The sequence below is a fragment of the Microbulbifer elongatus genome (assembly GCF_020524885.1).
Taxonomy (GTDB): domain Bacteria; phylum Pseudomonadota; class Gammaproteobacteria; order Pseudomonadales; family Cellvibrionaceae; genus Microbulbifer; species Microbulbifer elongatus_A.
The window spans coordinates 39,136-63,540 of sequence record NZ_JAIVKJ010000005.1 but is presented as its reverse complement, the minus strand read 5'-3'; the positions used below and the strand labels follow the sequence as shown (position 1 = coordinate 63,540).

At 56.4% G+C, this 24,405-nt stretch carries 21 protein-coding genes; 16 read left to right on the top strand and 5 right to left on the bottom strand.

Going from position 1 to position 24,405, the window contains the following annotated elements; translation table 11 throughout:
• Nucleotides 1-290 precede the first annotated feature (290 nt).
• Nucleotides 291-857, top strand: a complete 567-nt coding sequence (locus LC059_RS15900) for a hypothetical protein (RefSeq protein ID WP_226704860.1) — start codon at nucleotides 291-293, stop codon at nucleotides 855-857.
• An 89-nt stretch (nucleotides 858-946) separates the two neighbouring features.
• Here the strand turns inward: LC059_RS15900 and LC059_RS15895 are convergent, their stop codons facing one another.
• Together LC059_RS15895 and LC059_RS15890 are read right to left on the bottom strand one after the other, a co-directional pair.
• Entirely contained in the window at nucleotides 947-1,549 is a 603-nt protein-coding gene (locus LC059_RS15895; protein ID WP_226704859.1) for a Yip1 family protein, read from the bottom strand.
• A gap of 493 nt (nucleotides 1,550-2,042) precedes the next feature.
• Nucleotides 2,043-3,110, bottom strand: a complete 1,068-nt coding sequence (locus LC059_RS15890; RefSeq protein WP_226704858.1) for a branched-chain amino acid aminotransferase — start codon at nucleotides 3,108-3,110, stop codon at nucleotides 2,043-2,045.
• 577 nt (nucleotides 3,111-3,687) lie between these two features.
• Between LC059_RS15890 and LC059_RS15885 the strand changes: the two genes are divergently transcribed.
• Both LC059_RS15885 and LC059_RS15880 read left to right on the top strand, forming a co-directional pair.
• A complete protein-coding gene (locus tag LC059_RS15885) occupies nucleotides 3,688-3,831 on the top strand; it encodes a hypothetical protein (protein ID WP_226704857.1) in 144 nt (47 codons plus the stop codon).
• Between the two features lie 107 nt (nucleotides 3,832-3,938).
• Entirely contained in the window at nucleotides 3,939-5,249 is a 1,311-nt protein-coding gene (locus tag LC059_RS15880; RefSeq protein ID WP_226704856.1) for a hypothetical protein, read from the top strand.
• Nucleotides 5,250-5,669: 420 nt separating this feature from the next.
• Here LC059_RS15880 and LC059_RS15875 read toward each other — a convergent pair whose 3' ends face one another.
• Nucleotides 5,670-5,822 carry a hypothetical protein gene (locus tag LC059_RS15875; RefSeq protein WP_226704855.1) on the bottom strand — a complete coding sequence of 51 codons (153 nt, stop codon included), beginning with the start codon at nucleotides 5,820-5,822 and terminating at the stop codon, nucleotides 5,670-5,672.
• Here LC059_RS15875 and LC059_RS15870 point away from each other — a divergent pair.
• The 13 genes from LC059_RS15870 (at nucleotide 5,821) to glpQ (ending at nucleotide 21,267) form a co-directional block, all read left to right on the top strand.
• Nucleotides 5,821-6,879: a hypothetical protein gene (locus LC059_RS15870; protein WP_226704854.1), complete on the top strand. Its 1,059-nt coding sequence runs from the start codon at nucleotides 5,821-5,823 to the stop codon at nucleotides 6,877-6,879. The genes LC059_RS15875 and LC059_RS15870 overlap by 2 nt on opposite strands.
• A gap of 39 nt (nucleotides 6,880-6,918) precedes the next feature.
• Nucleotides 6,919-8,115: a hypothetical protein gene (locus LC059_RS15865; protein WP_226704853.1), complete on the top strand. Its 1,197-nt coding sequence runs from the start codon at nucleotides 6,919-6,921 to the stop codon at nucleotides 8,113-8,115.
• A gap of 99 nt (nucleotides 8,116-8,214) precedes the next feature.
• Nucleotides 8,215-9,780, top strand: coding sequence for a hypothetical protein (locus LC059_RS15860; RefSeq protein ID WP_226704852.1), 1,566 nt, complete (start codon nucleotides 8,215-8,217; stop codon nucleotides 9,778-9,780).
• Nucleotides 9,781-10,222: 442 nt separating this feature from the next.
• Nucleotides 10,223-12,313 (top strand): PEGA domain-containing protein, encoded by a 2,091-nt coding sequence (locus LC059_RS15855; protein ID WP_226704851.1) that lies wholly within the window; start codon nucleotides 10,223-10,225, stop codon nucleotides 12,311-12,313.
• A gap of 41 nt (nucleotides 12,314-12,354) precedes the next feature.
• Entirely contained in the window at nucleotides 12,355-12,678 is a 324-nt protein-coding gene (locus LC059_RS15850) for a hypothetical protein (protein ID WP_226704850.1), read from the top strand.
• A 90-nt stretch (nucleotides 12,679-12,768) separates the two neighbouring features.
• Nucleotides 12,769-13,563 carry a MotA/TolQ/ExbB proton channel family protein gene (locus tag LC059_RS15845; RefSeq protein ID WP_226704849.1) on the top strand — a complete coding sequence of 265 codons (795 nt, stop codon included), beginning with the start codon at nucleotides 12,769-12,771 and terminating at the stop codon, nucleotides 13,561-13,563.
• Nucleotides 13,564-13,644: 81 nt separating this feature from the next.
• Nucleotides 13,645-14,949, top strand: coding sequence for a hypothetical protein (locus LC059_RS15840; protein WP_226704848.1), 1,305 nt, complete (start codon nucleotides 13,645-13,647; stop codon nucleotides 14,947-14,949).
• Nucleotides 14,939-16,021 (top strand): vWA domain-containing protein, encoded by a 1,083-nt coding sequence (locus LC059_RS15835; RefSeq protein ID WP_226704847.1) that lies wholly within the window; start codon nucleotides 14,939-14,941, stop codon nucleotides 16,019-16,021. The genes LC059_RS15840 and LC059_RS15835 overlap by 11 nt, the downstream gene beginning before the upstream one ends.
• A complete protein-coding gene (locus LC059_RS15830) occupies nucleotides 16,018-17,019 on the top strand; it encodes a VWA domain-containing protein (protein WP_226704846.1) in 1,002 nt (333 codons plus the stop codon). The genes LC059_RS15835 and LC059_RS15830 overlap by 4 nt, the downstream gene beginning before the upstream one ends.
• A gap of 62 nt (nucleotides 17,020-17,081) precedes the next feature.
• Nucleotides 17,082-17,738: a hypothetical protein gene (locus LC059_RS15825; protein ID WP_226704845.1), complete on the top strand. Its 657-nt coding sequence runs from the start codon at nucleotides 17,082-17,084 to the stop codon at nucleotides 17,736-17,738.
• 67 nt (nucleotides 17,739-17,805) lie between these two features.
• Nucleotides 17,806-18,480, top strand: a complete 675-nt coding sequence (locus LC059_RS15820; protein ID WP_226704844.1) for a hypothetical protein — start codon at nucleotides 17,806-17,808, stop codon at nucleotides 18,478-18,480.
• 42 nt (nucleotides 18,481-18,522) lie between these two features.
• The gene (locus LC059_RS15815; protein ID WP_226704843.1) at nucleotides 18,523-19,974 is read left to right on the top strand and encodes a M48 family metalloprotease; all 1,452 of its coding nucleotides are present in this window, start codon (nucleotides 18,523-18,525) and stop codon (nucleotides 19,972-19,974) included.
• A gap of 171 nt (nucleotides 19,975-20,145) precedes the next feature.
• Nucleotides 20,146-21,267, top strand: coding sequence for a glycerophosphodiester phosphodiesterase (glpQ, locus tag LC059_RS15810; RefSeq protein WP_226704842.1), 1,122 nt, complete (start codon nucleotides 20,146-20,148; stop codon nucleotides 21,265-21,267).
• Here glpQ and LC059_RS15805 read toward each other — a convergent pair whose 3' ends face one another.
• Together LC059_RS15805 and LC059_RS15800 are read right to left on the bottom strand one after the other, a co-directional pair.
• A complete protein-coding gene (locus LC059_RS15805; RefSeq protein WP_226704841.1) occupies nucleotides 21,268-23,208 on the bottom strand; it encodes a diguanylate cyclase in 1,941 nt (646 codons plus the stop codon). It abuts the gene before it with no gap.
• Between the two features lie 377 nt (nucleotides 23,209-23,585).
• A complete protein-coding gene (locus LC059_RS15800) occupies nucleotides 23,586-24,365 on the bottom strand; it encodes an enoyl-CoA hydratase (protein ID WP_226704840.1) in 780 nt (259 codons plus the stop codon).
• Between the last annotated feature and the right edge of the window lie 40 nt (nucleotides 24,366-24,405).

Below are 24,405 nucleotides of genomic sequence, written 5' to 3'. Positions count from 1 at the left end.
AGCTGTGCGAAGATAGCGGCATAAATAGTGACCAGATACTTCACTTCATTCTTACTTGGTACGAATGTACCAATTAAGAAGCGCAGAAGACGGCTATGGCGCTGGTCGGATAGTATCCAATGCCCTGAAATGCGGCAACGGATAAAACGGAACTTTGTCTCGTTTTAACCAGCACCAGACTGACTATTCGGTCTAACCATAAGGGCTCAGCACGTGATTGTTGCCCTCCCTTCTCGCGAGCGTTAGTGTCTTTTGGCAAATAACAGTCACAAGCGACGAACAGGCACTGTATGGATACTTGCCCACCGCCAAAACGCAGCAACCGCTCCCCGCACGCTCCAGGCTCAACCGCCGGTCGATCCTTAGCCCAGGCGGTTCCCTCCATTGCGTTTGCGCTGTTCTCCATCATGACCCTGCCCTCTGCAAGCGCGGAAGAGATGCTCGAAATCTCCATTACCGCTCCCGAGGGCCAGTTTGAAATTCAACAGCCCCTGGGTCCCGGATTTGAAACCTATACCTCCGGCCCGCTGGTCAACGAAACAGAAGGTAACCGAAAGCGCTATTCCGCCATTCGCTGCGACGGCCTTTGGGGTGCGATGAAATACGATGTGGCGCTGGTGAGCGGACCCGGAATCAGGCTGCGCGCCTCTGAAAGTCGACTGCTGCTGCAAATCCTTGAACACCGCGTCCAAAGTGAAGATAAAAATATTGATGCAATGAAAATGCATTGTCGGGATACTGAACCCAAAACCATTCAGCACTCTGTTGCGGAAATTGAGCTGGTGCGAGGCGATAAAGCCAGCAAGGAAATTCCACTAATCAATGGCTACTTGCTCAGCTTGCATTACACGCCATAAGGTGCCCCCATAAACAATCCATAAACAAACAGGCCCGCTCGGCAGCAACGCCGAGCAGGCCTGTTTTTTAGAGGAATACTTTTCTTGTGTCAGTGCTGGAAGACAGGTGCAGCAACAAAACTCCAGAACAATACCGTACCGACCATCACCACTACGGCCATCACCAGACACACGGTAACTACCGCACTGGCAAACAGAAAGCCGCGCTCTTCATTTACATTCAGAACAATGGGGATACCGACATAAAGCAGGTAAACCGCATAAGCCACCGCCAGAGTCGCCAGCAGGATATCCAGCCACAGAATTGGGTACAGACCGGCGGCGCCGGCAACAAAAATAGGAGTGGCGGTAAACCCGGCAATTACCATTCCTTTCATAGGATGGGACTTGGCGCCATAAGTTTTAGCCATCCAATGAATGAAATATCCCACGGCAATTACCGCGAGAATCATGGTGACGTAAAACACGGCCACCAGTGACAGGGCACTGTTGCTGGTAAGTGTCCGCACCTGACCGCCGCTGCCAATGTTCCAACCGATTTCCGTGGTGCCGAAATACCAGCACAGGGCAGGGATCAACGCCAGGATGATGACGTAAGGAATCTGACGGTTGAGCCCTTTCTCAGACAGACCAGCAATTTCCTGCCACTGCCTGCGCGGTTGCACCATCAGGCCATAGAGATGATTCAGCATTCCCGTTCTCCTCACTTGCGAGGAACCTCACGGCTGATGGATCACAAAAGCCGCAGGGGATAGCCTTTTTTAGGAGTCACAGTCGCAATTCGACTCCTGTGTCTCAAATTGATCTGGATACTACTTGTCAAAGTGAGGGATACCGCCAAAGGCTTTTCCCAACAGTTCCAGTTTCTTATTGTTGATGCAGGCCGCTGTTGCGGCCTCAAATTGCCCGCATTTTACGCGGGATCCAGCTTTGATAACCGCCGATACCAAGGGGTTGCAATGGCAGCAGGCAGTTTTTCAGAGCACACTGACGTTGTAACACCTCGGTCATGCAAGTCAACGCACTAGAGGCAAAAAGCGCAAATAAAAATGCGGCCGTTTCCCCAGGAAACAACCGCAATTTAATGAGTGCTACTTATACACTCGAATGCCGGAGCCCGGCGGTTTTACTCACTTGCATGAGGACATGGCCGCCCGGCTTTTTCCGCTTCGGATCCAAACCGCGTCAGAAGCTGGCCGCCGGCACCATCTGCATCCAGCCGAAGCGGTCTTCAGCCCGCCCCTCCTGTATGTCCAGTAAAGCGCGGCGTAACTTGTCGGCCACAGGCCCCGGGGCCTGGCTCAGGCGATAGCGCCTGTCGCCGTCACCGAGTTCACTAATCGGGCTGACAATCGCCGCCGTACCACATGCAAAGGCTTCACTGCAGGTGCCTGAGGCAACCAGCGCAAGCAGGTCGTCAATATCAATCTCGCGCTCGTGCACTTCGATTCCCTGATCGCGCGCCAGAGTCAGCATGGAATCCCGGGTAACCCCTTCGAGAATGGAGCCATTAAGAGCCGGGGTGTGTAACGCGCCATCCATCACGGCAAAGAAGTTCATGCCGGACAGCTCGTCAATGGTGTGTCGGTTGCCCGGGTTGAGCCACAGGGACTGGTCATAACCGCGCTCCTTGAGGCCGGCAATACTCTGCAGCGAAGCGGCATAGTTACCCCCGACCTTGGCGTCTCCGGTACCGCCCACCGCGGCGCGGCTATCCTCTCGTTCTACCCACAATCGCATATTCCCCGCGTGGTAGGCCTCTGATGGACTGGCAATCACATAGAATTCATACGCTCGACTGGCGGTGACAGAGAGATCCGGCTGGGTTCCCATCAGGAAAGGGCGGAGATAAAGGGATTCGCCGCTACTACCGGGAATCAGGTTGGCGCAGTGAGATGCCACCGAGCGCACTGCATCCATAAACAGGCCTTCTGGTACCGGCGGCATACACAGGCGGCGGGCAGAGTGTGCCATACGCGCTGCGTTGCGCTCCGGGCGGAACAATCCCACCCCATTGTTGCCATTGCGGTAAGCCTTGAGGCCCTCGAAACACGACTGGGCGTAATGCAGCACCTTGGCTGCAGGATCCAGTGCCAGGGGGCCGTATGGGATAAGCTCGCCATCGCTCCAGCGACCGTCCTGGTAGCGGGCACGGAACATTACCGGGGCCATGACGGTGCCAAAGCCCAGGCGTTCCGGCATTTCAAATCCCCGCAGGGCGACGATGGCTTCAGGTTGTATTTTTATGCTCACAAAGCGCTCCCACTGAAAGTTCTCTAGATTCGTCAAACCCGGAGATTATGGCCCTACTCGGCCGCCATTCCAAATATTCTGACCAAGCAGCCTAGATTTACCGCAAGAAAAATAACACGATTAATTAACTATTAGGATAGATGTTTCGAGCCCGACTCATCCTGTGCCAGGCAGTGTATCCGCAGTTCTCCTGCCCACCCCAGAAGTGCTCTCCGGTAGTCTCAACCGACAAGCTAGTCGCTTCGCGATGGCGCAGGAGTCAAGAGCCGTCAGAAATTGCCCTGCGCCCCAAATTATTGGCACCGGGTTTTGTGAAAAGCTCCCCCCACCTTTTTCTCGACTGCCAGACTCATTGAACCCCGAAACAGGTCATCACTCGGGTTGTAAAACCCAAGTGAAAAGGCTGAAAGGTTACTGGTAGAGCCCATCAATACAGGCCAACCGGGATTAAGCCATTCAACCGCACCACACTTTCCACCGCTGTGGCGCCATACCCGACCTGACGAAGCAGGGGGCGAAATTTCGTTGGCTATACTGAAAATACATGGACGGCGGCCGCGAATTGCAAGGGAAACCAATGCCAATCTTGGCTTCAGAAATTCCCGCGGCACCAGAGTCCAGCGTCGAGATCGACAACACACCGGGTAACCGGCAGGAAAGTGAACGAGCCACACGTCAGGGAGAGAAGTTCCGTGCAACCAAAGCTGCAGCGGGCACGTAGGTGTCTTTAAAGCAGCCAAAGCGCCGCATGGATTTCGAGCTCGCCAGATCAGTTGCCCGGCAACTGCAGGCGGGTCAGGCACAACATGGAATGGAAGTGGTTCAACCGTGACACAGACAGATACCAGCAACGCTATTGCTATCGGCTTGATGTTTACAGCCTCAGCTCTGCTGTGTGGCTCTGTTACGGCGGAAGAGATGTCCGCCTTAGACTCGGCCCAAGACAACGCCAAGGCTCCTCCAGCGGCTTATATAGAAGCGGCATCAAAACCACTAGAGAAACCCAAACGACAACTACGCCCGTCGAAGGCCGCGGATGAATACCGCCAACGCATCGAGGATATGGAAGCCGAGTACGGCGCCTATGGTGCGGGCATTGATGAGCAATTAATGGGCCTTGCCAGCGCACTGCAACGCAGTGGCAATCACGAGGAAGCCATTTCAGAATTTCGCCGGGCAATGCTGATCAATCGGGTAAACGAAGGGCTCTACTCCCTGAATCAAGTGCCGATGATCGAGCGCATGATTGAAAGCCAGATCGCACTCAGTCAGTGGGAAGAAGCCAATGACAATCACGAGTACCTGTTCTGGCTGCATGCAAAAAACTACGGGGAAAGAGACCCTCGTATGCTGCCGATCATCAACCAGCTGAGCAACTGGCACCTCCAGGCCTACATTGATGAGAAAGGGGCGACATTGTTCGAGCACCTGATCAATGCCACCAACATGTACGCCCTGGCTGTGGACATCATTTCCCACAACTTCGGTGCCAATGACCTGCGGTTGGTAGAAGCCCTGCGCGGACTCAAGGCAACCAATTATTATCTGGCCACTTACGCCGGGGAACCGCAAGAGGCGATTGTCATCAATACCAGCTTCGCCGGCTCCGGAAATGCGACCCCGGAAAGACGCGCGCAGCTGGATCACTACCGCATGAACAGCTTTAGTTCCGGTAAAACCGCGATTACAAAAATCATGGATGTTTACCAGAAAAATCCGGCTTCACCTCCCGCGGCCTCAGCCAAGGCAAAAGTGGAACTGGGTGACTGGTACATGATGTTCAACAAATGGCACTCTGCCCGGGAAACCTACGGCGAAGCCTACCAGGCACTGTGGGACAACGGCGCCACCAACCAGGAAATCGATGAGATTTTCGGTCGCCCAGCCGCACTACCCGCACTTCCGTTGCTGGATGAGGACCGCGAAGCACTGGCGAACTCTTACGTGACAGTCTCCTACGACGTTACCGCATTCGGCAAGGCGCGAAACATCCAGATCTTGAACGCCAGACCGGAAGACAAGGTGAGTATCCGATCGCGTGTCCGCAACGTATTAAAACGGGCCAAATTCCGCCCCCGCTTTGAAAACGGCGAACCGGTGGATACCACTGGCATCGTGCAGCGATTTGTTTTTGACTGAAGAAAACGCGAAGGAAAGGAAGGCAGACACAAAGTGTTCGACTGATGTAGCGAGGTTAGTTTGATTCCACAAGCCGCCCCAGAATCCAATACATAGGAACAGGGTCGGGTCTCCTGAATAAACGGAGAGGGCGAAAAGTGGCAGCGGATTATTTCTGTCAGCCAAACCCAAACGGAAGAAAACTGTCGAACAGACAAGGAGCAAAACGGGCCGCCGCGATTCCGCCGCGGCCCGTGAACGCATCAGGAGAGAGCTCATGCTATTAAGGAAGATCGCACAACGTTTTACCCAACAAAAAGCAGTGCCGGAAGCAAAAGCCGTCGGCCCACACTGGCAGACTATGGTTTCTGTGGTGGTATTTGCCGCGGTAATCAGTGGCTGCAAAAACCAGCAAACGCAACAGCAGCCGCCGGCACAACCTCAGCAGTCGCAATCGCAGTCGAGTTCCTCCAGCTCTTCGCAATCCCAGTCACAATCTTCCAGCTCGTCATCCAGCAGGTCGAAATCGAGTCCCTCGACTGCGAGCAGCATGCCGTCGCCAAGTTCGCCAAGCAGCAGCCGCAGCCCGAGCATGTCGACATCCAGCAGCCCGGCGCAGCCAAATACCTCCTTCCCCAGCATCGAGTCAGCGGATCGTTCGAGTAAGGAATCCAGTACTGCGTCGAACAGTGGAGAAGAGTCGTCGCGCCGCTCCCGGTCCTCCAGCAGCAGTGCCGAAGATCCGACCGCGAGCAGCAACCCCTCGACACCGGTGTACAGCGATTCCGACCAGCGCCCTGAAGAGTCCCGTATGCCCCCCGACCCCTCCTCCAACAGTGAGGGCGAGCCGCCGGATGAAATTGATTTTTCCGAAGAGCAACAGACGGCCAGCAGCAGCTCTTCTTCGAGCTCCTCGAGCAGTTCATCTTCCAGTAGCAGTGCCTCTTCGAGCAGTAGTTCGTCGGCAAGCAGCGCTTCCGCAAGTGCATCCAGCGGTGCACCGAGCAGTGCTTCCAGCAGTTCGCCGACCAGCAGCTCGCCTTCAGGTGCCCAGAGTGGAGGTCAGGCCAGCGCTTCGGCCGGTGGCCAGCCGAGTAGCGGCGGCACACCCGCAAGCGCTTCCAGTGCCGGCAGTCCGGCCAGCGGCGGCAGCCCCGCCCCCAACGAAGCACCGGCGAGTTCAGCGGAACGAGTGGCCGAGCTTGAAGGCCAGTTCGAGTCCACCATGGCGAGTTACGACGGCATGATCTTGCGCGAGCGGGACTATGTACGTAATCGTCCGGCCTCTGCCGAAGAACAGGAAGCCATGGAGGATGAGGTTCCCCCCGGAGAGTCACTGGAAGACCTGATTCAGTCTGCCGAAGCGGAATTGCCCCCAGCCCCACCAGCAGGTGGCGGCGAAGGCGGCAGTGGGCCAGAACAGAATAATTCCAGTGGCCAGGCGACGGGCCCGGGCTTGCCTACCGCGGGACGCAAGGGTGAATACAACCATACCAACAGTCCCAGTGTGGTACCGGCGGACGTGCCCAGCGGTGATGATGACGACGTGGTAGCTCGTCAGATCCGCGAGGCGGCCACTCGCGAGTCCGATCCCGAATTGAGAGAGCGGCTCTGGGAAGAGTACCGGAAATATAAAAAGTCACAGAAATAAGGATGAGCATTCATCAGGGACACTGGAGAGAGTATTGATATGTTTTTCTCGCACACACGCACAACCCTGTACACCATGGTGCTGAGCCTACTTACGTTAGTAGGCTGCGCCACCACAGAAGTACGCACCACGGCCTACACACCACTTACGGTAGAAGACGCAGCCATCGCGGAAAATCGACTACTGGACGTGGGCATAGTCCAGTTCAACGCCGGCCTTGAGCAAGAGGAAGAGCCCGAGGAAGACGAGCTGATTTTTCCTGAGTTGCGGCGTGCCGAATCCCGTTATATTGCGGTTACCCTTGCGGACGCGCTGCAGTCGAGCCAGGGATGGGGTGCCGTCCGCGTTATTCCAAGTGAGCGTACCAACATCGATGTCACCGTGAGTGGCGAAATCGTGCAGTCCGATGGCGAAACCCTCACGGTCAATGTAACCGTGACTGATTCCCGCGGCCAGGTGTGGTTTACCAAGCAGTACACCGAGCAAGCCTCCCACTACGCCTACGATCGGAAACATCCCACCGAAGGCGACGCTTTCCAGGGGATATACAACCGCATATCCAACGACATGCTGACCTACCGCCAGCGACTGTCCAACCACTACATCGCAGAGCTGCGCACCATTTCAGAAATCAAGTTTGCGCAAAGTTTTTCTCCCAATGCATTTGATCGCTACCTGATCCAGGATGAAAAAGGGGTTTACCAGCTCACCGCCCTGCCCGCCGACAACGACCCGATGCTGATGCGCGTGCGTCAGATTCGTGAGCGCGATTACCTGTTTGTGGACACACTACAGGGTTACTACGACACCTTCGTAAAAACCATGGAAACGCCCTACCAGGAGTGGCGCGCCATGAGTTACGAGGAAGTAAAGCAGATGCGCGAGCTGAAGCGCAAAGCGCGCAATAACACCATCATGGGTGTTGCCGCGATCGTCGGTGGTATTGCCGCGGCCGGGGCCGGTGGCGGCGCCGCGCGTCAGGCAGGCAATGTGGCGGTAGCCGGTGGCGGCTACCTGGTGAAAAGCGGTTTTGACCGCCGCTCGGAAGCGAAAATGCACATCGAGGCATTGCAGGAACTCGGCGACTCCATGGAAGCGGAAGTGGAGCCACGTATTGTCGAACTGGAAGACCGCACAGTGACCCTGTCCGGCTCGGTGGAAAACCAATATCGCCAATGGCGCGAGCTGCTCAAGGAAATTTACGAAGTGGAAACCGGCGGCATGAGCGATATTTAAAACGCGTATCGCCGGACCAGGTACCCTCGCCGACGCTCGTGGAGCTCTCCACCACGAGTGCCGGCAATCGAAAATAACAGCGAACACAGCGGAAAAACCATGCAACACCGCGATCCATCATCGGAAGATGAATCCGTAATCCAACCTGCCGATTTTTCCTTTGGGGGTTCGCCCACAGGCGATACTGCCGCACAAGGGGAACAGAATCGGCAACCCGGTAGAAAGCCAGAGCGCAAAACCAAACTGCTCCCCATTCTCATGGGTGGCGGTATGGTGGCAGCACTCATAGGCGTCTTCTGGATATTGCCACAGATGATCGAAAAACCGGTTGTGGCGACAGTGGTCAAGCCTAGCGAGAGCAGTGAACCGGCCGCGGCGACAAAGAAAATCAAGGAATCGCCGTTTACCGATGCGGAGATTGCCGCCCAGCGCAGGGAAGTGCAGCAGGTCCTGCAGGAGATTCTCCAGTTACAGGAAGAACTGCTAGAACGCAAAGTGGAAACCTGGGCAGCCGAGGAGTATTTCGCCGCTCGCACACTGGCAGAGCAAGCCGATGGTATCTATCGCCAGCGTAAATTCATGCAGGCACTGGAGCAATACCGCCTTTCACTGGCCGGTATGCAACAGCTGCGTGACAGCATTCCCGAGCGAATCGAACAGCATCTGGCCGACGGCCATAAAGCGCTCGATGCCGGTGAGGCGGAAGCGGCACACAAAGCATTCGACCTTGCACTGACCATCTCGGAAGGACACCCTCGTGGTGTCAAAGGCAAAGCCCGCGCGGAACTGTTGCCGGAAGTGTGGCCACATTTCACTGCAGGCGAAGAAGCCTTCTCCGAAAATGCACTGGATACCGCCAAGGCGGAACTGGAAAAGGCACTGACTCTGGATCCCGAAACCGTACCGGTCAAAGCCTTGTTGCCCAAGGTCAATGCGGCGATTCTCGAGCGGGACTATAGCGAGGCGATGTCTGCGGGTTACGCATCCATTGCCAGTGGCGACTTCAGCAAGGCCAAGGCTTCATTCATCACGGCCCGCAAACTGAAGCCAAATGCGACGGATCCTGATGTTGGAATCACCCAGGCGGAAAACGGTATCGCCCAGGCGAGTATCGATCGCCTGTTCGCCATTGCCGCAGAAAATGAGCAAAACGAGCAGTGGCACAAAGCGGCAGAGCAATACCGCAAACTGATCGCGAAAGACGGCAGCCTGGTTGAGGCCCTGACCGGCAAGGCGCGGTCCGAGGCCCGCGCAAAGCTGGACGATCAACTGCAGGAACTGCTGGAAGACCCGCTCACTCTTGGACAAAGCAAGCGCAATCGATACGCGCGCGAAGTACTGGCCGATGCGCGCGCCCTCAAGACAGACACCCCGCGACTTAGCAACCAGATAGAACAACTGGAATCGGCGCTGACAAAATCCCTGATTCCGATCACGGTACTGTTGCAATCGGATGCCAGCACCAATGTGACCATTTATCACGTTGGAAAACTTGGTAATTTCTCGCAACGGGAAATCGCCCTGAAACCCGGACGCTATACCGTGGTTGGCACTCGCCAGGGCTATCGCGATGTGCGCCGGGAATTGGTCGTAGATCCATCGGGCGAGTCGCCCGTTGTCACCATCGAGTGCGCAGAAAAAATTAACAGCGCCAATAAATCCTGAAACCGGAAACCCTTGCCTCGCGGACAGATCAAAAACTGCACGGCATTCAGATCACATGGATGTGAAACAGCGAGATTTTTACGTAGCTGTTTTTGGTGTTGTTTTTTAGGAAGTACTGCCCGCGGGCTTCGCAGATTTTCTGACTGCCCGCCCACTTTCTTCAACCGAAATTCACGCCTTCGCGCCCGAATCACTTCGCGGCGGGCAATCGACGAAATTGTCGTCCTGGTATCGGTAAAACGGAGAAAGCCACGCCAAAAACCGAAGTCCTCAGGCCGCAAGCGCGAGAGCGGGCTAAGCTGAAATGCGCGGCTTTGTCTCTGCTAGTTTGTTACCAGCACCAGCCCGGGCCGGGCAGCAAATCGGTGCAAAGGGCAATGCCCGGTGGCAGAGATTTCAGCTACGTAAAAACCAATAAGTACGCAGTAACAGGAAATCATAAATGACAGCCAAGGAAGCGGTACCCGTTCGCGACAGCGAACCGGCAAATGAAGATGCATCGGTCATTCAACCGATCGGATTCACTCCGGCCCCGGTAGCCACTGGTGGCAACAAACTGCTGCTGTCCCCCAAAGCCATTGCCGTCGCCGTTTGCCTGCTGCTGGGCGCCTTGATGCTGGTGTATCTGCTAGTAGCCCGCTCGCTGATTTTCGAAACACAGCCCGCCGACGCCGACGTATCGGTCAGCGGTCTGGCGCTTCCGCTGGGGGACGGTCACCTGGTAATACCCGGTCACTACAGCTACACCGTCAGTGCTACCGGTTACCTGCCGCAGAGCGGCGAAGTGGAAGTGAGCAGCGACAGCAACAGCCGCCACGCCATTAAACTTCAGCGCCTGCCCGGTCACCTGCAAGTGGTGACCGACCCGCAAGTACCTGTCCGCGTTCTCGTCAACGGTGCAGAAGTCGACAGCACCGATGGCCTGGCCCCGTCCATTCCCGCTGGTCGCAAGCGTATTACCATTCTCACCGAGCGCTATCTGCCATTTAGCAAGGAAATTGAAATTGAAGGTCTGGATAACACCCAGACCCTATCCGCCAAACTCCGCCCAGCCTGGGCAAATGTGCATATCACCAGTAACCCTGCCGGCGCCACCGTCAGCGTGGAAGGACAAATCCTCGGCACTACCCCACTCACGGCCGAGCTGGTGCAGGGGGATCGCCTGGTAGACATCTCACTACCCGATCACAAGACCGCTCAGATTCCCGTACCGGTCACTGCTGGTGTCGACCAGACCCTGGCGACTGTGGACCTTAACGCCGCCGACGGCACCCTGAGGGTGGTCAGCAATCCGCCCGGGGCAAGCATCACCGTAAACGGTGAGTATCGCGGTCAGGCACCAATGGACCTTGAGCTGGCTTCCAACAATCGACACGAGTTGCGCTTCTTCCTCGACGGTTACAGCACAGTGGAACGTACCGTGGATGTGCGCGCTGGCGATATGCGCGATATGACGGTGGAGCTGAGCGCTGTATACGGCAAAGTATCCATCACCAGCAGCCCGCCGGAAGCCCAGGTATTTATTGACGGTAAACTGGCGGGCACCGCCGGACAAACGTTCACCCTGCCTACCCGTAGCCATACGATCACGGTACGTAAATCCGGGTACGAGGATTACTCCACGACCATCGTTCCCTCGAGCAAACTGAAGCAATCGGTGCGTGCGGTGTTACTCACAGGGGAGCAGGCTCGCTGGAGCGATGTGCCTGCGCAAATCACCCACGGTGCCGGTGGCAAGATGCTGCTGATGCGGCCCAATGCGCAGTTCACCATGGGCTCTTCCCGACGCGAGCAAGGCCGCCGCGCCAACGAGGTGCTGCGCAAAATTGCCCTCACCCGCCCCTTCTATATCGGCACCACTGAAGTAACGAACCGCGAATTTCGCCGCTACCAGCGCATGCACAGCTCCAGCCACGCGAACGGAGTCAGCCTGGATAACGACAGCCTTCCGGTGGTGAACATCAGCTGGAATGACGCTGCACTTTTCTGCAACTGGTTAAGCGCACGCGACGGTCTCAAAGAGGTATACCGCAGTGAACGCGGTCGGGTAGTCGGCTTCGACGCGAGTGCGAATGGCTACCGCATGCCCACTGAAGCCGAGTGGGCCTGGGCGGCCCGCTTCGAGCGCGGTGCCATGCGCAAGTTCCCCTGGGGCAATTCGCTGCCTGTAGGCAAGGATTCCGGCAACTATGCCGACAGCAGTGCCGGACAGATAGTCCCCGCCGTACTGCGTACCTACAACGATCGCTACGCAGCCACTGCACCGGTGGGCAGCTTCGGCGCCAACCATATCGGCCTGTTTGATATGGGGGGCAATGTTTCCGAGTGGATTCACGATCTCTACACCATTGGTACCGGGCTCTCACTGAAACGGGAAGAAAACCCGGTGGGGCCACAGGAAGGCGATTACCACGTGGTGCGAGGCTCCAGCTGGAAGCACGCAGGCCTGACCGAACTGCGCCTTTCCTACCGGGATTACGGTGCAGAAGCGCGAGACGATATCGGCTTTCGTGTCGCCCGCTGGTTGAACTGATTCTCTTGATACAACAACGCGATAAGTGAAGAGGCCGAGGTATGAAACACAAAACAGCTTTCAGCAACATCGGCGCCCAGGCGCTGTGCTTCTTCCTGCTGTCTGGCATCGCACTTTCGACTGCAGCGCAGTCCACCGACGAGTCGGATACAGACACGCAAAAAGCGACCGCAGCCACACAAGACACGAGCCAGCAGAAAGTCAGTACTCAGGAAGCCGCAAAACCCGCTAAGGCAGCTGCCACAAAAACCACCAGCGCCAAGGCACCCAGAATCAAGGCACAAAGCGCACAGAGTGCAGACAGTTACGAGGCCTCAGAAGAAATCTCGGAGGACCTTTCGGTCTCCTACCCGGTGGATATCTGACGTCAGCGCCAGAGGATTCAGCGGACACAGCAAGAGCAATACCCGGGCCGATAGCCAACGGAATGGCCCCACAAAAAAGCGGGAAATCCCATGAAATTCAAGTCTTCAGATTTTGTCTTCCAGCTGTTTGCCCTGCTCGGGGCCGTCATCCTGGTACACGCCATCTATGTGGCAATTATTCGGCCCAATGCCGATGCATTGATTGCCGAACAAATGGCGCGGGAAGAAGCCGGAGAGACCTATGTACAACAGCGATCGATTTACATCGTCATGCGCGACTACGAGCAGGAAGCCTGTTTTGTGTTGATGCTTTGGGCCATGGCCATCATGGGACTAAAAGCCCGACGCAGCATGCGCGAACGCAAACTACTAAATCAGGCGCTGCTCAATGTGAGCGAGGGCACGCCGATCCTGCCGGAGGATGCCAGAGACCTATCACGGCCCATTCAGGCGCTGCCAGAGGAAGAGCGGGGCTTCCTGCTTCCCCGTGCATTGCTCACCGCACTTCAGCGCTTCGGCTCTACACGCAATGTCGCCGCAGTTTCCAATTCCGTGAAAGAGGTATGCGAGACCGAAGGCGACCGGCTGGATTCTGAGCTCGCTATGGTTCGCTATATCACCTGGGCGATCCCATCTATCGGGTTTATCGGCACGGTACGCGGTATCGGTGAGGCGTTGGCCCAGGCCCATCGCGCGGTAGAGGGCGATATCGCCGGGGTAACAGTCAGCTTGGGTGTTGCCTTCAACTCCACCTTTATCGCACTAGTGATCAGCATCGTGATCATGTTTTTCACGCATCAGCTACAGCTGATGCAGGAACGCCTGGTACTGGACACGCAGAATTACTGCGACAACAACCTGCTGCGCTTCCTGAAAGTCAGCTAGGTCTACGGATTCGAGAAATTGGAGTATTAGGTTCGGCAGCCAGGGAAGTGGCTGCCCATACCAGGGAAAACAGGAGCTCCCATGAGCAAAGGTGTACTGGATATCAACGATTGTGGCTTGCGCGTTTTTGATGGCAACAACGAAGTGTTGGAAAGCCCGGGCGTTGCCATCGTCAATAATCACGAAATTGTCACCGGGACCGCCGCACTGATGCGTGCGCGCAGCCACCCCACTCAAGTCAATCATCAATTCTGGCGCAGGCTCAGCCTGGAATCGGTTAAATCCGAGAATACCGGGTGTCGCCACCATGCAGACCTCGCATTTTGTCATCTCAAGCACATTGCCGAGCTGTGCGATCTGCCGGACGAAGTCGCCCTAGCAGTGCCCGGAAATTTCACCCGCGAACAGCTGGCGCTATTGCTCGGCGTGATCAAGGAAAGCGCGTTCAACGCAGTCACCCTGATCGATGCGGCTACGGCCTGTATCAGCAGCTGCGCACCGCGCGGAGTACACCTGCATATCGAACTGCACCGGCATCAGACCCTGGTCAGTCGAGTCGCAGTACACGAGCAGGCAGAGCTGGATATCGCCGAGACTGTGACCGACGCCGGCCTGCAACACTTCCAGGAGGCGTGGGCACGCATTTTCACTGATGCATTCATCATGCAGTGCCGCTTTGACCCATTGCATTCCGCCGAAGCTGAGCAGCAACTTTACGACATGCTGCCCCAGTGGATTGCCCGCGCTATGCGCCAGGGTGAAGTCATGGCAGAACTGGACGACCGCACCGCCAAAGTCAGCTTGCGACAACTACAGGATGCCAGCACCCCCATTTTGTCGCGTGTGCGTGCAATGATCGAAAACCTTGGCGAAGCCAACAGTGTGGTTTTCGTCTCCCACCGCTGGGCAGAGATTCCAGGTGGCGCACAACTGGCAGAACGGATCCACCTGCTACCCCACAATGCCGTAGCCCAGGCCGCGGAAAAACACTGGCAAGAAATCCACAGTGAGAGCGATAACCTCCGCCTGATCACTGCGCTGAGCGCAGCGCCGGCAACCGAAGTGGCGGTGCAAGTCAACGCCGCAGCCGAGGCGGGAGCCACGCACCTGCTCTACGGTCATCGCGCCCTGGCAGCGCAGCAGCCCCTGTTTGTGAGCTGGCAGGAAGGAAAGCTCAATGTGACACCCACGCCGCCCACGCATCCCGCTGCCACCGTCACCAATCACGCCGGTCGCCTCGCTCTGCGCGTGGATGCAGGTGCACAGTTGATGCTCAATGGCGAAGAAATTTCTGCCCCGGTCAATCTCACCGCGGGTGATCGAATCGGCGCGGCAAATTTTGATGACGTAATTACTGCGATCAGTGTGGAGCACTATGGCGCGTAAAAATCGGCGGTTCTCCGCCTTCAGCCTGTCGTTCCTGGACATCATGTCCTGTGGTTTCGGCGCCGTGGCGTTGATCTTTCTGATCATCAAGCATGGCTCTGATCACGACATTGAAGCTGAAAACCAGGACCTGGCCGCAGAGGTGAACCTGCTGGAGGAAGAAGTCCAGTTCGGTCAGGAGCATCTGGTACTGGCCCGCAATACTCTGGACACCACCAGCGACGAACTGGCCACCGCCCAGGGGTTGGCCAGGCGCATCATGGAACAGATAGAGGAAGTGAAGGGCAATATCGCCGAGGTCGACAGTACCACGGACGAAATGGATATCGCGCGCCTGCAGGAAAAGCTCAAGAAGCTGGAACAGGCCAAGAAGCAGCTGGAAGAGGAAAACAAAAAGCTCGGCAACAATGTGCGCAAGTTTGTCGGCGACGGCGACCGGCAATATCTCACCGGTCTGCGCCTTGGCGGTGATCGCATCCTGATTCTACTGGACTCCTCCGCAAGTATGCTCGGTGACGAGCTGATCAAGGTGATCCGCACACGCAATATGTCCGATGCGGTAAAGCGGGACACGGAAAAATGGCGGCGGGCTAAACAGACGGTGTCCTGGCTTGTGTCGCAGTTCCCTCAAGACAGCCAGTACCAGATCTACACTTTCAATACCGGCTTCCGCGCCGCCATCGTCGGCACCGAAGACCGCTGGCTGAATGTGGACGATCGCGACCAGATGGACGAAGCCATCAAGGCACTGGATACCATAGTGCCGGAAAACGGCACCAGCCTTGAGCGAATATTCAACGCAGTCAACAGTATGTCGCCGCTTCCGGACAACATCATTCTGATTACCGACGGCCTCCCCACCCAGGGAATGAAAGTACCACGCGGCAATACGATTTCCGGAAAAGACCGCTTGAAGTTGTTCCGCAAGGCAGTGGATGCCCTGCCCAAGAGCATACCGGTGAATGTGGTCCTGGCCCCCATGGAAGGCGACCCCTTCGCCGCCAGCGAATACTGGAAGCTGGCCATGGAAACCCAGGGTTCTTTCCTCGCACCTTCTAAGGACTGGCCATGAGCAGACGCAACAAACGGCAACAGGAAGAGTTCAGCATCTCGTTTCTCGACGTGATCTGCTGCGGCTTTGGCGCCATCGTCCTGCTGCTGATGATTGCCAAAACCGTAGAACCGATCGTACTCGAAGAAGCCGAGCTGGATCTCGACGGGCAGGTACAGGAACTACAGGAGCAGCTGGCAGAAATACGCGGCGAAACCTCGGTGCTGAATCGGGATCTCAACGCAAAAAAAGAGCAGCTGGATATCGAGACCAAGCGCATCGCCATTTTGAAGGGTGAGCTGGAAACCCTGCAGGCGCAGTACGCGCGCAAGACCGAAGGCGAAACCGAAGAGGGCAAGCTCAAGGGTGAGCTGACAATCGCTCTGCAGAGCATGACCGATGAAATGAAACGGCTGCTGGGAGAAAACTACCAGCGTAAGAACAACGTGATCGGCGGTATCCCCGTAGACAGCGAATACATCCTGTTCATCATCGACACCTCCGGCAGTATGTTCAATTACGGCTGGGACCGCATGATCGATGAAATGGTCAACACTCTGAATCTCTACCCGAATGTAAAAGGCATCCAGGTGATGAACGATATGGGGGACTACATGTTCTCCAACTATCGCAACCGCTGGATTCCTGACACCCCCGGGCGACGCAAGGCGGTACTCGACCGCCTGCGCTCCTGGAACCCTTTCAGTAATTCGAGCCCGGTTGAAGGTATCCAGAAGGCGGTGCGTACCTTTTACGACCCCGACAAGAAGATCAGTATCTACGTACTCGGTGATGAATTTACCGGCAAGTCCATCCGCAATGTGATGATGGCGGTGGATAGGGTTAATGCGCAGCGCGGAGAGGACCAACGGATGGTCCGTATCCACGCGATCGGTTTCCCGATCCAGTTCTCGCGTCCGCTGCACCTGCAGACCACAGGCCTGCGCTTCGCCGCGCTGATGCGTGAGCTCACTTACCGCAACGGCGGGACTTTTGTCGGCCTCAACGACTTCCGCTGACGGAACACGATACGGAAACAACCAGAGATGAAATTGGGTTGAGAAAAACCCGGGAGCAAACCATGAATCGCCTGTTAAATGGATTTGGCGCGATCAGATACTTCACCCTGGTGGCAACCGTGAGCCTGCTCGCGGCTTGCTCCCATACCGTCTCTGTGGATGGTGAATTTCCCGCGCCTGTGGGTAGCCCCCACCCGTTAACCGTGGGCGTTTATCTCAGTGACGACTTCCGCCAGTTCACCTACAGCGAGAATCGGGACGACCGCGAAGAGTGGAACATCAATACTGGTCGTGCACAGAAAAACCTGTTTGAGACCGTACTCGGGTCCATGTTCAAGGAAACCGTAAACCTTGCACAGTATCCCTCCAATCTCCCGCAGGGGGTGGACCTGGTGATTGTTCCGGAAGTCCGTGAACTGCAGTTCACCATGCCCCGGGAAACCCGGGTGAATATCTTCGAGGTGTGGATCAAGTACGACATGCACGCCTACAACCAGCAGGGTGATTCCGTCGCAGAGTGGGTAATTACCGCCTACGGAAAAACCCCAACCGCATTCCTGAAATCCCAGGAGGCGGCTCTCGCCCAGGCGATCAATGTGGCATTGCGCGATGCCGGCGCCACCCTGTACACGGGATTTGAGCGAGTACCAGAATTACAGGCGTTTATCGCCAGCAAAGAGCGCGCCCTGAGCATGAAGCAACCGGGCGACAACGAATAATTTCCAAAGGATATTGGAAGTTCCATTCGCGTAATACGCACGCGAAAAACGCAAGGAGGATGTACCGGTGAAATTCCTGAGCGCATTTTTTTCCGTTTCTGTGCTGGCGCTGCTTTCCAGTGGCTGCACGACGGTGGTTATCGACGAATACCGGCGCAGTACCGGCGAGCTCGCACTCGGCGACTCGGTGGTAATTCTCGGTCGCCGTCACTCCAGTGATTATGAGACCGAGCCAGACCTGATCGACTGTGTAGGTAAAACGCTGCACAACCCCAGCGCCGGGGTAAATGTGATTCCAGAACAACAGTTCGTGGATGCGATGTATCCCTGGTTCGAACCACGCACCGCCCCCATGCACATCAAGTCCCTCGACAAACTGATGGACATACCCGACGTGCGTGACCGCATGGAGAAGTACGGTGTGAAATACATTGTATGGATCGACGGTTCTACCGAGACCACCTCCAGCGCCGGTTCTATTGGCTGCTCCATTGGCACTGCCGGTGCCGGCTGTTTCGGCTTTGGCACCTGGGACAAGGAGTCCGATTACGAGGCCTCGGTGTGGGACTTTCGCGACCAGGAGCTGTCCGGAAAGATCAGTGCGGACGCCCAGGGAACATCGTATATGCCCGCAATCGTGGTACCCATCCCGCTCATCGCGCGCGTGCAGAACAACGCCTGCAAAGGCATGGCGGCGCAGCTGCAGGAATTCCTGTTGCCGCCCCAGTCCGCCAGCCGCTAACGCGGCGGCCCTGCCTCACCAAAATAATGACAGGAGACCCAGATGCACACACTCAACAAACTACTGGCTGCCATCCTGCTGGCTACAGCCGCTGGCTGCGCCTTCAACCCGGCAACCAACCGGCCCGACCTGGTGCTGATGTCGGAGGAAAAGGAAATCAAGATCGGTCGGGAAATGCACGAGAAACTGGTTGCCAGCACGCCGATCTATAACGATCCGATACTCACGGCCTATGTCGAACATGTGGGGCAAAAGGTCGCCAAGGCTAGCGACAGACCCGACCTGACCTACCATTTCACCATCATCGACAGTCAGGATATCAATGCCTTTGCCCTCCCCGGTGGCTACGTATATATCAATCGTGGCCTGCTGACTTATCTGCAATCAGAGGCAGAAATGGCCGCGGTACTGGCACACGAAGTGGGCCACATTACCGCTCGCCACGCGGTACGTCAGAAAACCGCGGCTACCGGCGCTGGGGTCGCTTCGGTGCTTTCTGTACTGGTCACCGGCAGCGGTGTTGTAGGTGATGTGACAAACCTTTGGAGTACCGCGGCGGTAAAAGGCTATGGCCGGGATATGGAACTAGAGGCTGACCGGTTCGGCGCCCAGTACATGTACAACGCGGGCTACGACCCCCAATCGATGATCAATGTAATCGCGCTGCTGAAAGATCAGGAAACCTTCGCCCGCCGCCGCGCGCGGGTGGAAGGCAAGAAACAGCAGACTTACCATGGTGTCTTTTCCTCCCACCCACGCAATGATGTGCGGCTGCGGGAAGCGGTAACCGCTGCGGGCGAGCTGCCCGAGGACAAGAAAATTACCAAGGTGGAATATTACCGGGAGAAAACCGAGGGTATTGTTTACGGGCAGAATGCCCAGGAAAGTGAAAAGAACCGCTTCAATCATAAGAGCCTCGGTTTCTCACTACTGTTCCCCGAGGGCTGGACGGTAGAAAACCAGCGCTCGGCGATTGTGGGAACGGCGCCAGACAAATCGGCAACCCTGACGATTCGCGTCGACAAGCGGGATGGAAACCAGCCTGCGGATATGGCACTGCGTGGTGTCTACGATGTGCGCAGCCTGGAGCAGGACGAGGCGTTAAGCCAGTATCGCCTTGAAGGCCATACGGGCAAGTTACCGGTCAGTGGCGAGAATCTACCGGAGCGGGTTGCGGTGCTGTTCTATGGTAGCCGCCAGTATATCCTCGAAGGCCGCGTGAGCGAGAAGCCTGCGGACACTGAGGCGGCCACCGAATACGACAATATGTTTTTAACCAGTATCCGCAGTTTCCGCCCGCTGCGAAAAACCGATATCGTGAAACCGGATATCAAAAGGGTGAAATACGTTCAGGCCAATGACAAAACCACCTTTTCATCGCTGGCGCGGCATATGGAGATTGGCGAGTATGCGGAGGAGCAGCTCCGCCTGCTGAATGGCTACTATCCCCGCGGTGAACCCAAGCCGGGTGAGTGGATCAAGATAGTCCAGTGATGGATATTGCAGTGACAACTTGATGACGGTGGTGAGGCAACAAACCAGCTAGCGGGTAGGCGCTCTCAAGTGCCCCTGCCCGCTATCAAGCTATCTCTGTAACAATTCGGTAGTTTTACCATCCGCTGACTCGCGGTATGTTTAGGCAACTTCATCAAGTAACAAGTTGCCATGCGCCCCAAGCAAACCACCCTCCGCACCTTGCTGCGCCTGTTTTTAGTAGTTTCAGTCGCCCTTGCGTCTGGCCAGGTTTTCGCCAGAACAGAAAATACCCCCATCGTGATTGCGCACCGCGGTGCTTCCGGATATCTGCCGGAACACACCCTGGAAGCAAAGGCGTTGGCCTACGGTATGAAGGCAGATTATATCGAGCAGGATCTGGTACTGAGTAAAGACGATCACCTGATCGTAATGCACGATATTTACCTGGATAACATCACCGATGTCGCGAGCAAGTTCCCCCAAAGGGCGCGGAAAGACGGACATTTCTACACCATTGATTTCACCCTGAAGGAGCTCAAGCAGCTACGGGTCACAGGTCCATTTGTGCCTGCGCTGGGGCGCAATGCCCCCAAGTACACCGGACGATTCCCGCTCTGGAAATCCCGTTTTGAGCTGGCCACCTTTGCGGAGGAACTGGAGCTGATACAGGGGCTGAACCAGTCCCTGGGCTACGACACCGGCATCTACCCGGAAATAAAAAAACCCTATTTCCATCGCGCCGAAGGCAAGGATATTTCGCGGGCGGTGCTGGAGACCCTAAAGCGCTACGGGTACACCTCGGCGCAGCAGAAGGTATTTCTGCAGAGTTTTGATGCGGAGGAGTTGCAGCGTATCAATGACGAACTGATGCCGGAGCTGAATATCGACCTGCCCCTGGTACAGCTAATCGCGGAAAATGATTGGGGAGAGAAGCTTACCCAGAAGAATGATACCTGGGAGAAGTACGACTATCGCTGGATGCGCACTGCCGAGGGACTGAAGAAAATTGCGGGTTACGCCGAGGGCGTCGGCCCGTGGTTCCCCATGCTGATCGAAAAGGCATCCACCGGTAGTGCGTTCACCCCAAATACACTGACTGCAAGCGCTCAGGCTTTAGGCCTGAAGGTGCACCCCTATACCTTTCGCGCCGACCCGCAGCAGGTACCCGGCTCCATCGGCAGCTTCGAGAAGCTTCTCGCACTGTTTGTGAAGGAAGTGAAAGTAGACGGTGTATTTACCGATCAGCCAGACAAAGCGCGCGAATACATCTACAAAGCGGCTCCCGCTTCAAAAACCCTAACCAATGACTGATCAGGCGGGCTCCGGGTCTGTGTTTTCTACCAGCTCGATCTGGGCCTGCGGCCTCTCAACACCATGTTCAGTGTGATCTGAACCGGTATATTCAACCACGATATTCCGCCCCAGCTTCTTGGCCCGATACAGGGCCTGATCTGCCTGGCGCAACAGTTGTTCGACCAAGTCTCCCGGCGCACCGTGGGCAACCCCGATGCTGGAGGTAAACTTGACCTGGCCAGCAGCGCACTCGAGGCGAATATGGGCAATATTGTCGCGCAACCGCTCTGCGGTATGCAGGGAGTCGGGCTTGGTTTCCGTCAGCAGCAGAGCGAATTCCTCACCGCCCAGGCGACCAAACACGTCGGTTTCCCGAATTTTTGTCTGAATTGTCTGGCTGAATTGGCGCAGGGCTTCATCACCAACCCCGTGGCCATGGTTGTCGTTGATGGCCTTGAAGTGATCGATATCAAACATCAACAGGCTGACCGGCTCGCCCTTGCGCTGGGCACGCTTGATACACAATCCGGCTTCTTGCAGAAAGCTGCGGCGGTTGCGAATCCCCGTGAGCGGATCGGTGCGAGCCTCCTGTTCTGCCTTCTGCTTGGCAAGTTCCAGCTCTTCGGTACGAGCTCGCACCAGGCCTTCCAGTTTAACTTTGGACTCTTCAAGGTGCCGGCGGTACTGACGCTCGGATTCAAGCCCCTGCAGGCGCACCCGCCGTAGCTTGATTCCCATCGCGGCCATAATCGTCACCATCTCGATAAACGAGCTGAGTGGAGGCAGGTAATAATTGACGAGGTTGTGCTCCACATATCCCAAATCCCGCAGTGCCTGGTAAAAAAGCCCACACAACAACAGTGTCCAGCCCAACGCAAATACCATGGCTTCACTGGAGCCCTGGCGCCAGCGCACCAGCGCGATAAAGGTGGCAGCAGGATACATCAGCAGTGCGAAGGTGATACTCAGCAGGGCCAGGGTCTTGATCTGCAACAGGGCACTGATCAACAAGACTCCGGCATTGCACATCATCAATATCAGAACGTAGTCGAGCCTGGGCGTGTACTTGCGGGTCTGCAGGAACTGCCTATCGAATATCAGCCCGCAGAGGATACTGAGTGCACCGGCAGCTGACATGTAATGCCAGTGAAATTCCCCCCGCAGTACATACTGGTGGGTGAACCCCAAAATGGTGCCCCAGGCAACGATTTTCGAAATACCGTAGATGAAATACGCGAAAAAGCTGGACTCGCCGGTGGTCAATCCAACAATAAGCGCAAACAGGGAGATTAGTGCAATGCCGCCAAACAGAAATGCCAGGGTGGCAGTTTCACCAGTGTGCGACTTGCTCAACTGCTCCGGGGTCCAAATACGCATAGAGGGAAAAACAAAACCCGCCTCTTGCGAGTCAAAGCGGACCAGCAATTCCAGTGTTTCTCCGGCCTCAAGGGTCACCGGCACTACAAACCGGTTATGGAATACGGGACGCGCCGAAAACGCATCGTCCATCGCCAGCTGTGCAATTTCCCCGAACCCCTCGGATACTCCTGCGCGACGAGCATATGCCTGCAGCCGGATCAGCTGGTGATCTACGTATTCCAGATTCAGGGTGACCGCGCTCGCAGCGCTATTATGAAGAGCGAAATGCGACCAGTGACTCCCCTTCTTCAGCCCGGTGGATCCGGCACTCTCAAGAGGTTGAAACGCCCGGTTTGCGAGTGCCTGGCGCGCAGCATCCAGTCCGGCATTCCCCGATGGATCGTGCCATACCGCACTTTGTCCGGTGCGCAGGCTCCCGTCTTCCACTGAACCAATCTCGATCGGCCTCGCAGCGGAGTGGTCGGCAGCCCCGGCAATTGCAGAGGTCAGCACCAGTATTGCCAGCACTGCGATACGCGTCAGTAGCGATACCAAATTCGATGGGAAGATTGTCAGTGAAAAGCGAGAAGCTGTAATCATGATCCTGAAAGCCAGGTTGCCGCAGAAGCACTGCGCGAATTTTGAGCCCGCCCAATTATTGGAGCTTATCTTTTGAATACTGTCCGGCGGGGAATCCGGGGCGCGTAGCCAACCGGTGGTCTGTACACCGTTAAAGTGTACCGGCTCACGATACGATATTCATATGCCTTTTTGTCACGGAACATCACAGCATTCACAAAAAGTTCAGGCTGTCAGCTGCCACCTTAGCCCTAAAGGGCTAAAAAGGCTTAACGAGCACGCGGCAGTTGCAAACAACAAGGCCGCCCTGAGGCGGCCTTTTGCTCTTTCACGATAGATACTGCCGTAAGCGAAACTCGCAGATGCCCACTGGTCAGCACAATCTCTCGCGAAGAGAGCTAGTCAAACTTGGAAAAATCCGCCGGCCGCTTCTCCATAAACGCGGTGGCGGCCTCGCGAAACTCCTCCGACTGCAACCGGGCTTGGAAGTGACCGGCCTCTTCGCGGATTACCGCAAGGCCGGTCTCATGGGTGCCCTGGCGCAGCAGCTTTTTGGTCAGTCGCAGTGCCTCAGGCGCTTTCTTGACCAGCTCCCGGGCATATTCCCGCGCCCGTCCCAGAGCCTCGCCGGAGTAAACCACTTCGTTGCAGATATTCACATCCGCTGCGGTCTGCGCATCGAATTTTTTCCCCAGCAACAGCAACTCAGAGGCTTTCGCGTGTCCCATGATCCGGGGCAGTAGGAAACTGGAGCCATACTCCGGGCACAAACCCAGGTTCACAAATGGCATCTGGAACATCGCGTCGTCATCGGCGATCGACAGGTCACAGTGCAGCAGCATCGTGGTGCCGATCCCCACCGCCGGGCCGCTAACGGCAGCCACGATGGGCTTGGGGAAGTTGTATAACGCAGACATGAACTGGAATACCGGGGACTCTTCACCATCGGCGGAACCACCGAGGAAATCCCCCAGGTCATTGCCGCTGGTAAATACTTCGCCGGTACCGGTGAGGATCACCACGCGCACCCCCGGGTCGGTGGCAGCGCTGTTCAGGAGCTCTGCCATCGCCGAGTACATAGCCATAGTAAGAGCATTCTTGCGCTCAGGCCGATTGATGGTGATTTCCAGTACCCGGTCGGATACCTGGGCCTGAATTTCTGCACATGTACTCTGCATAGCGGACTCCGCGTTTTGTGTGGTTACCACAGGGTTTTGC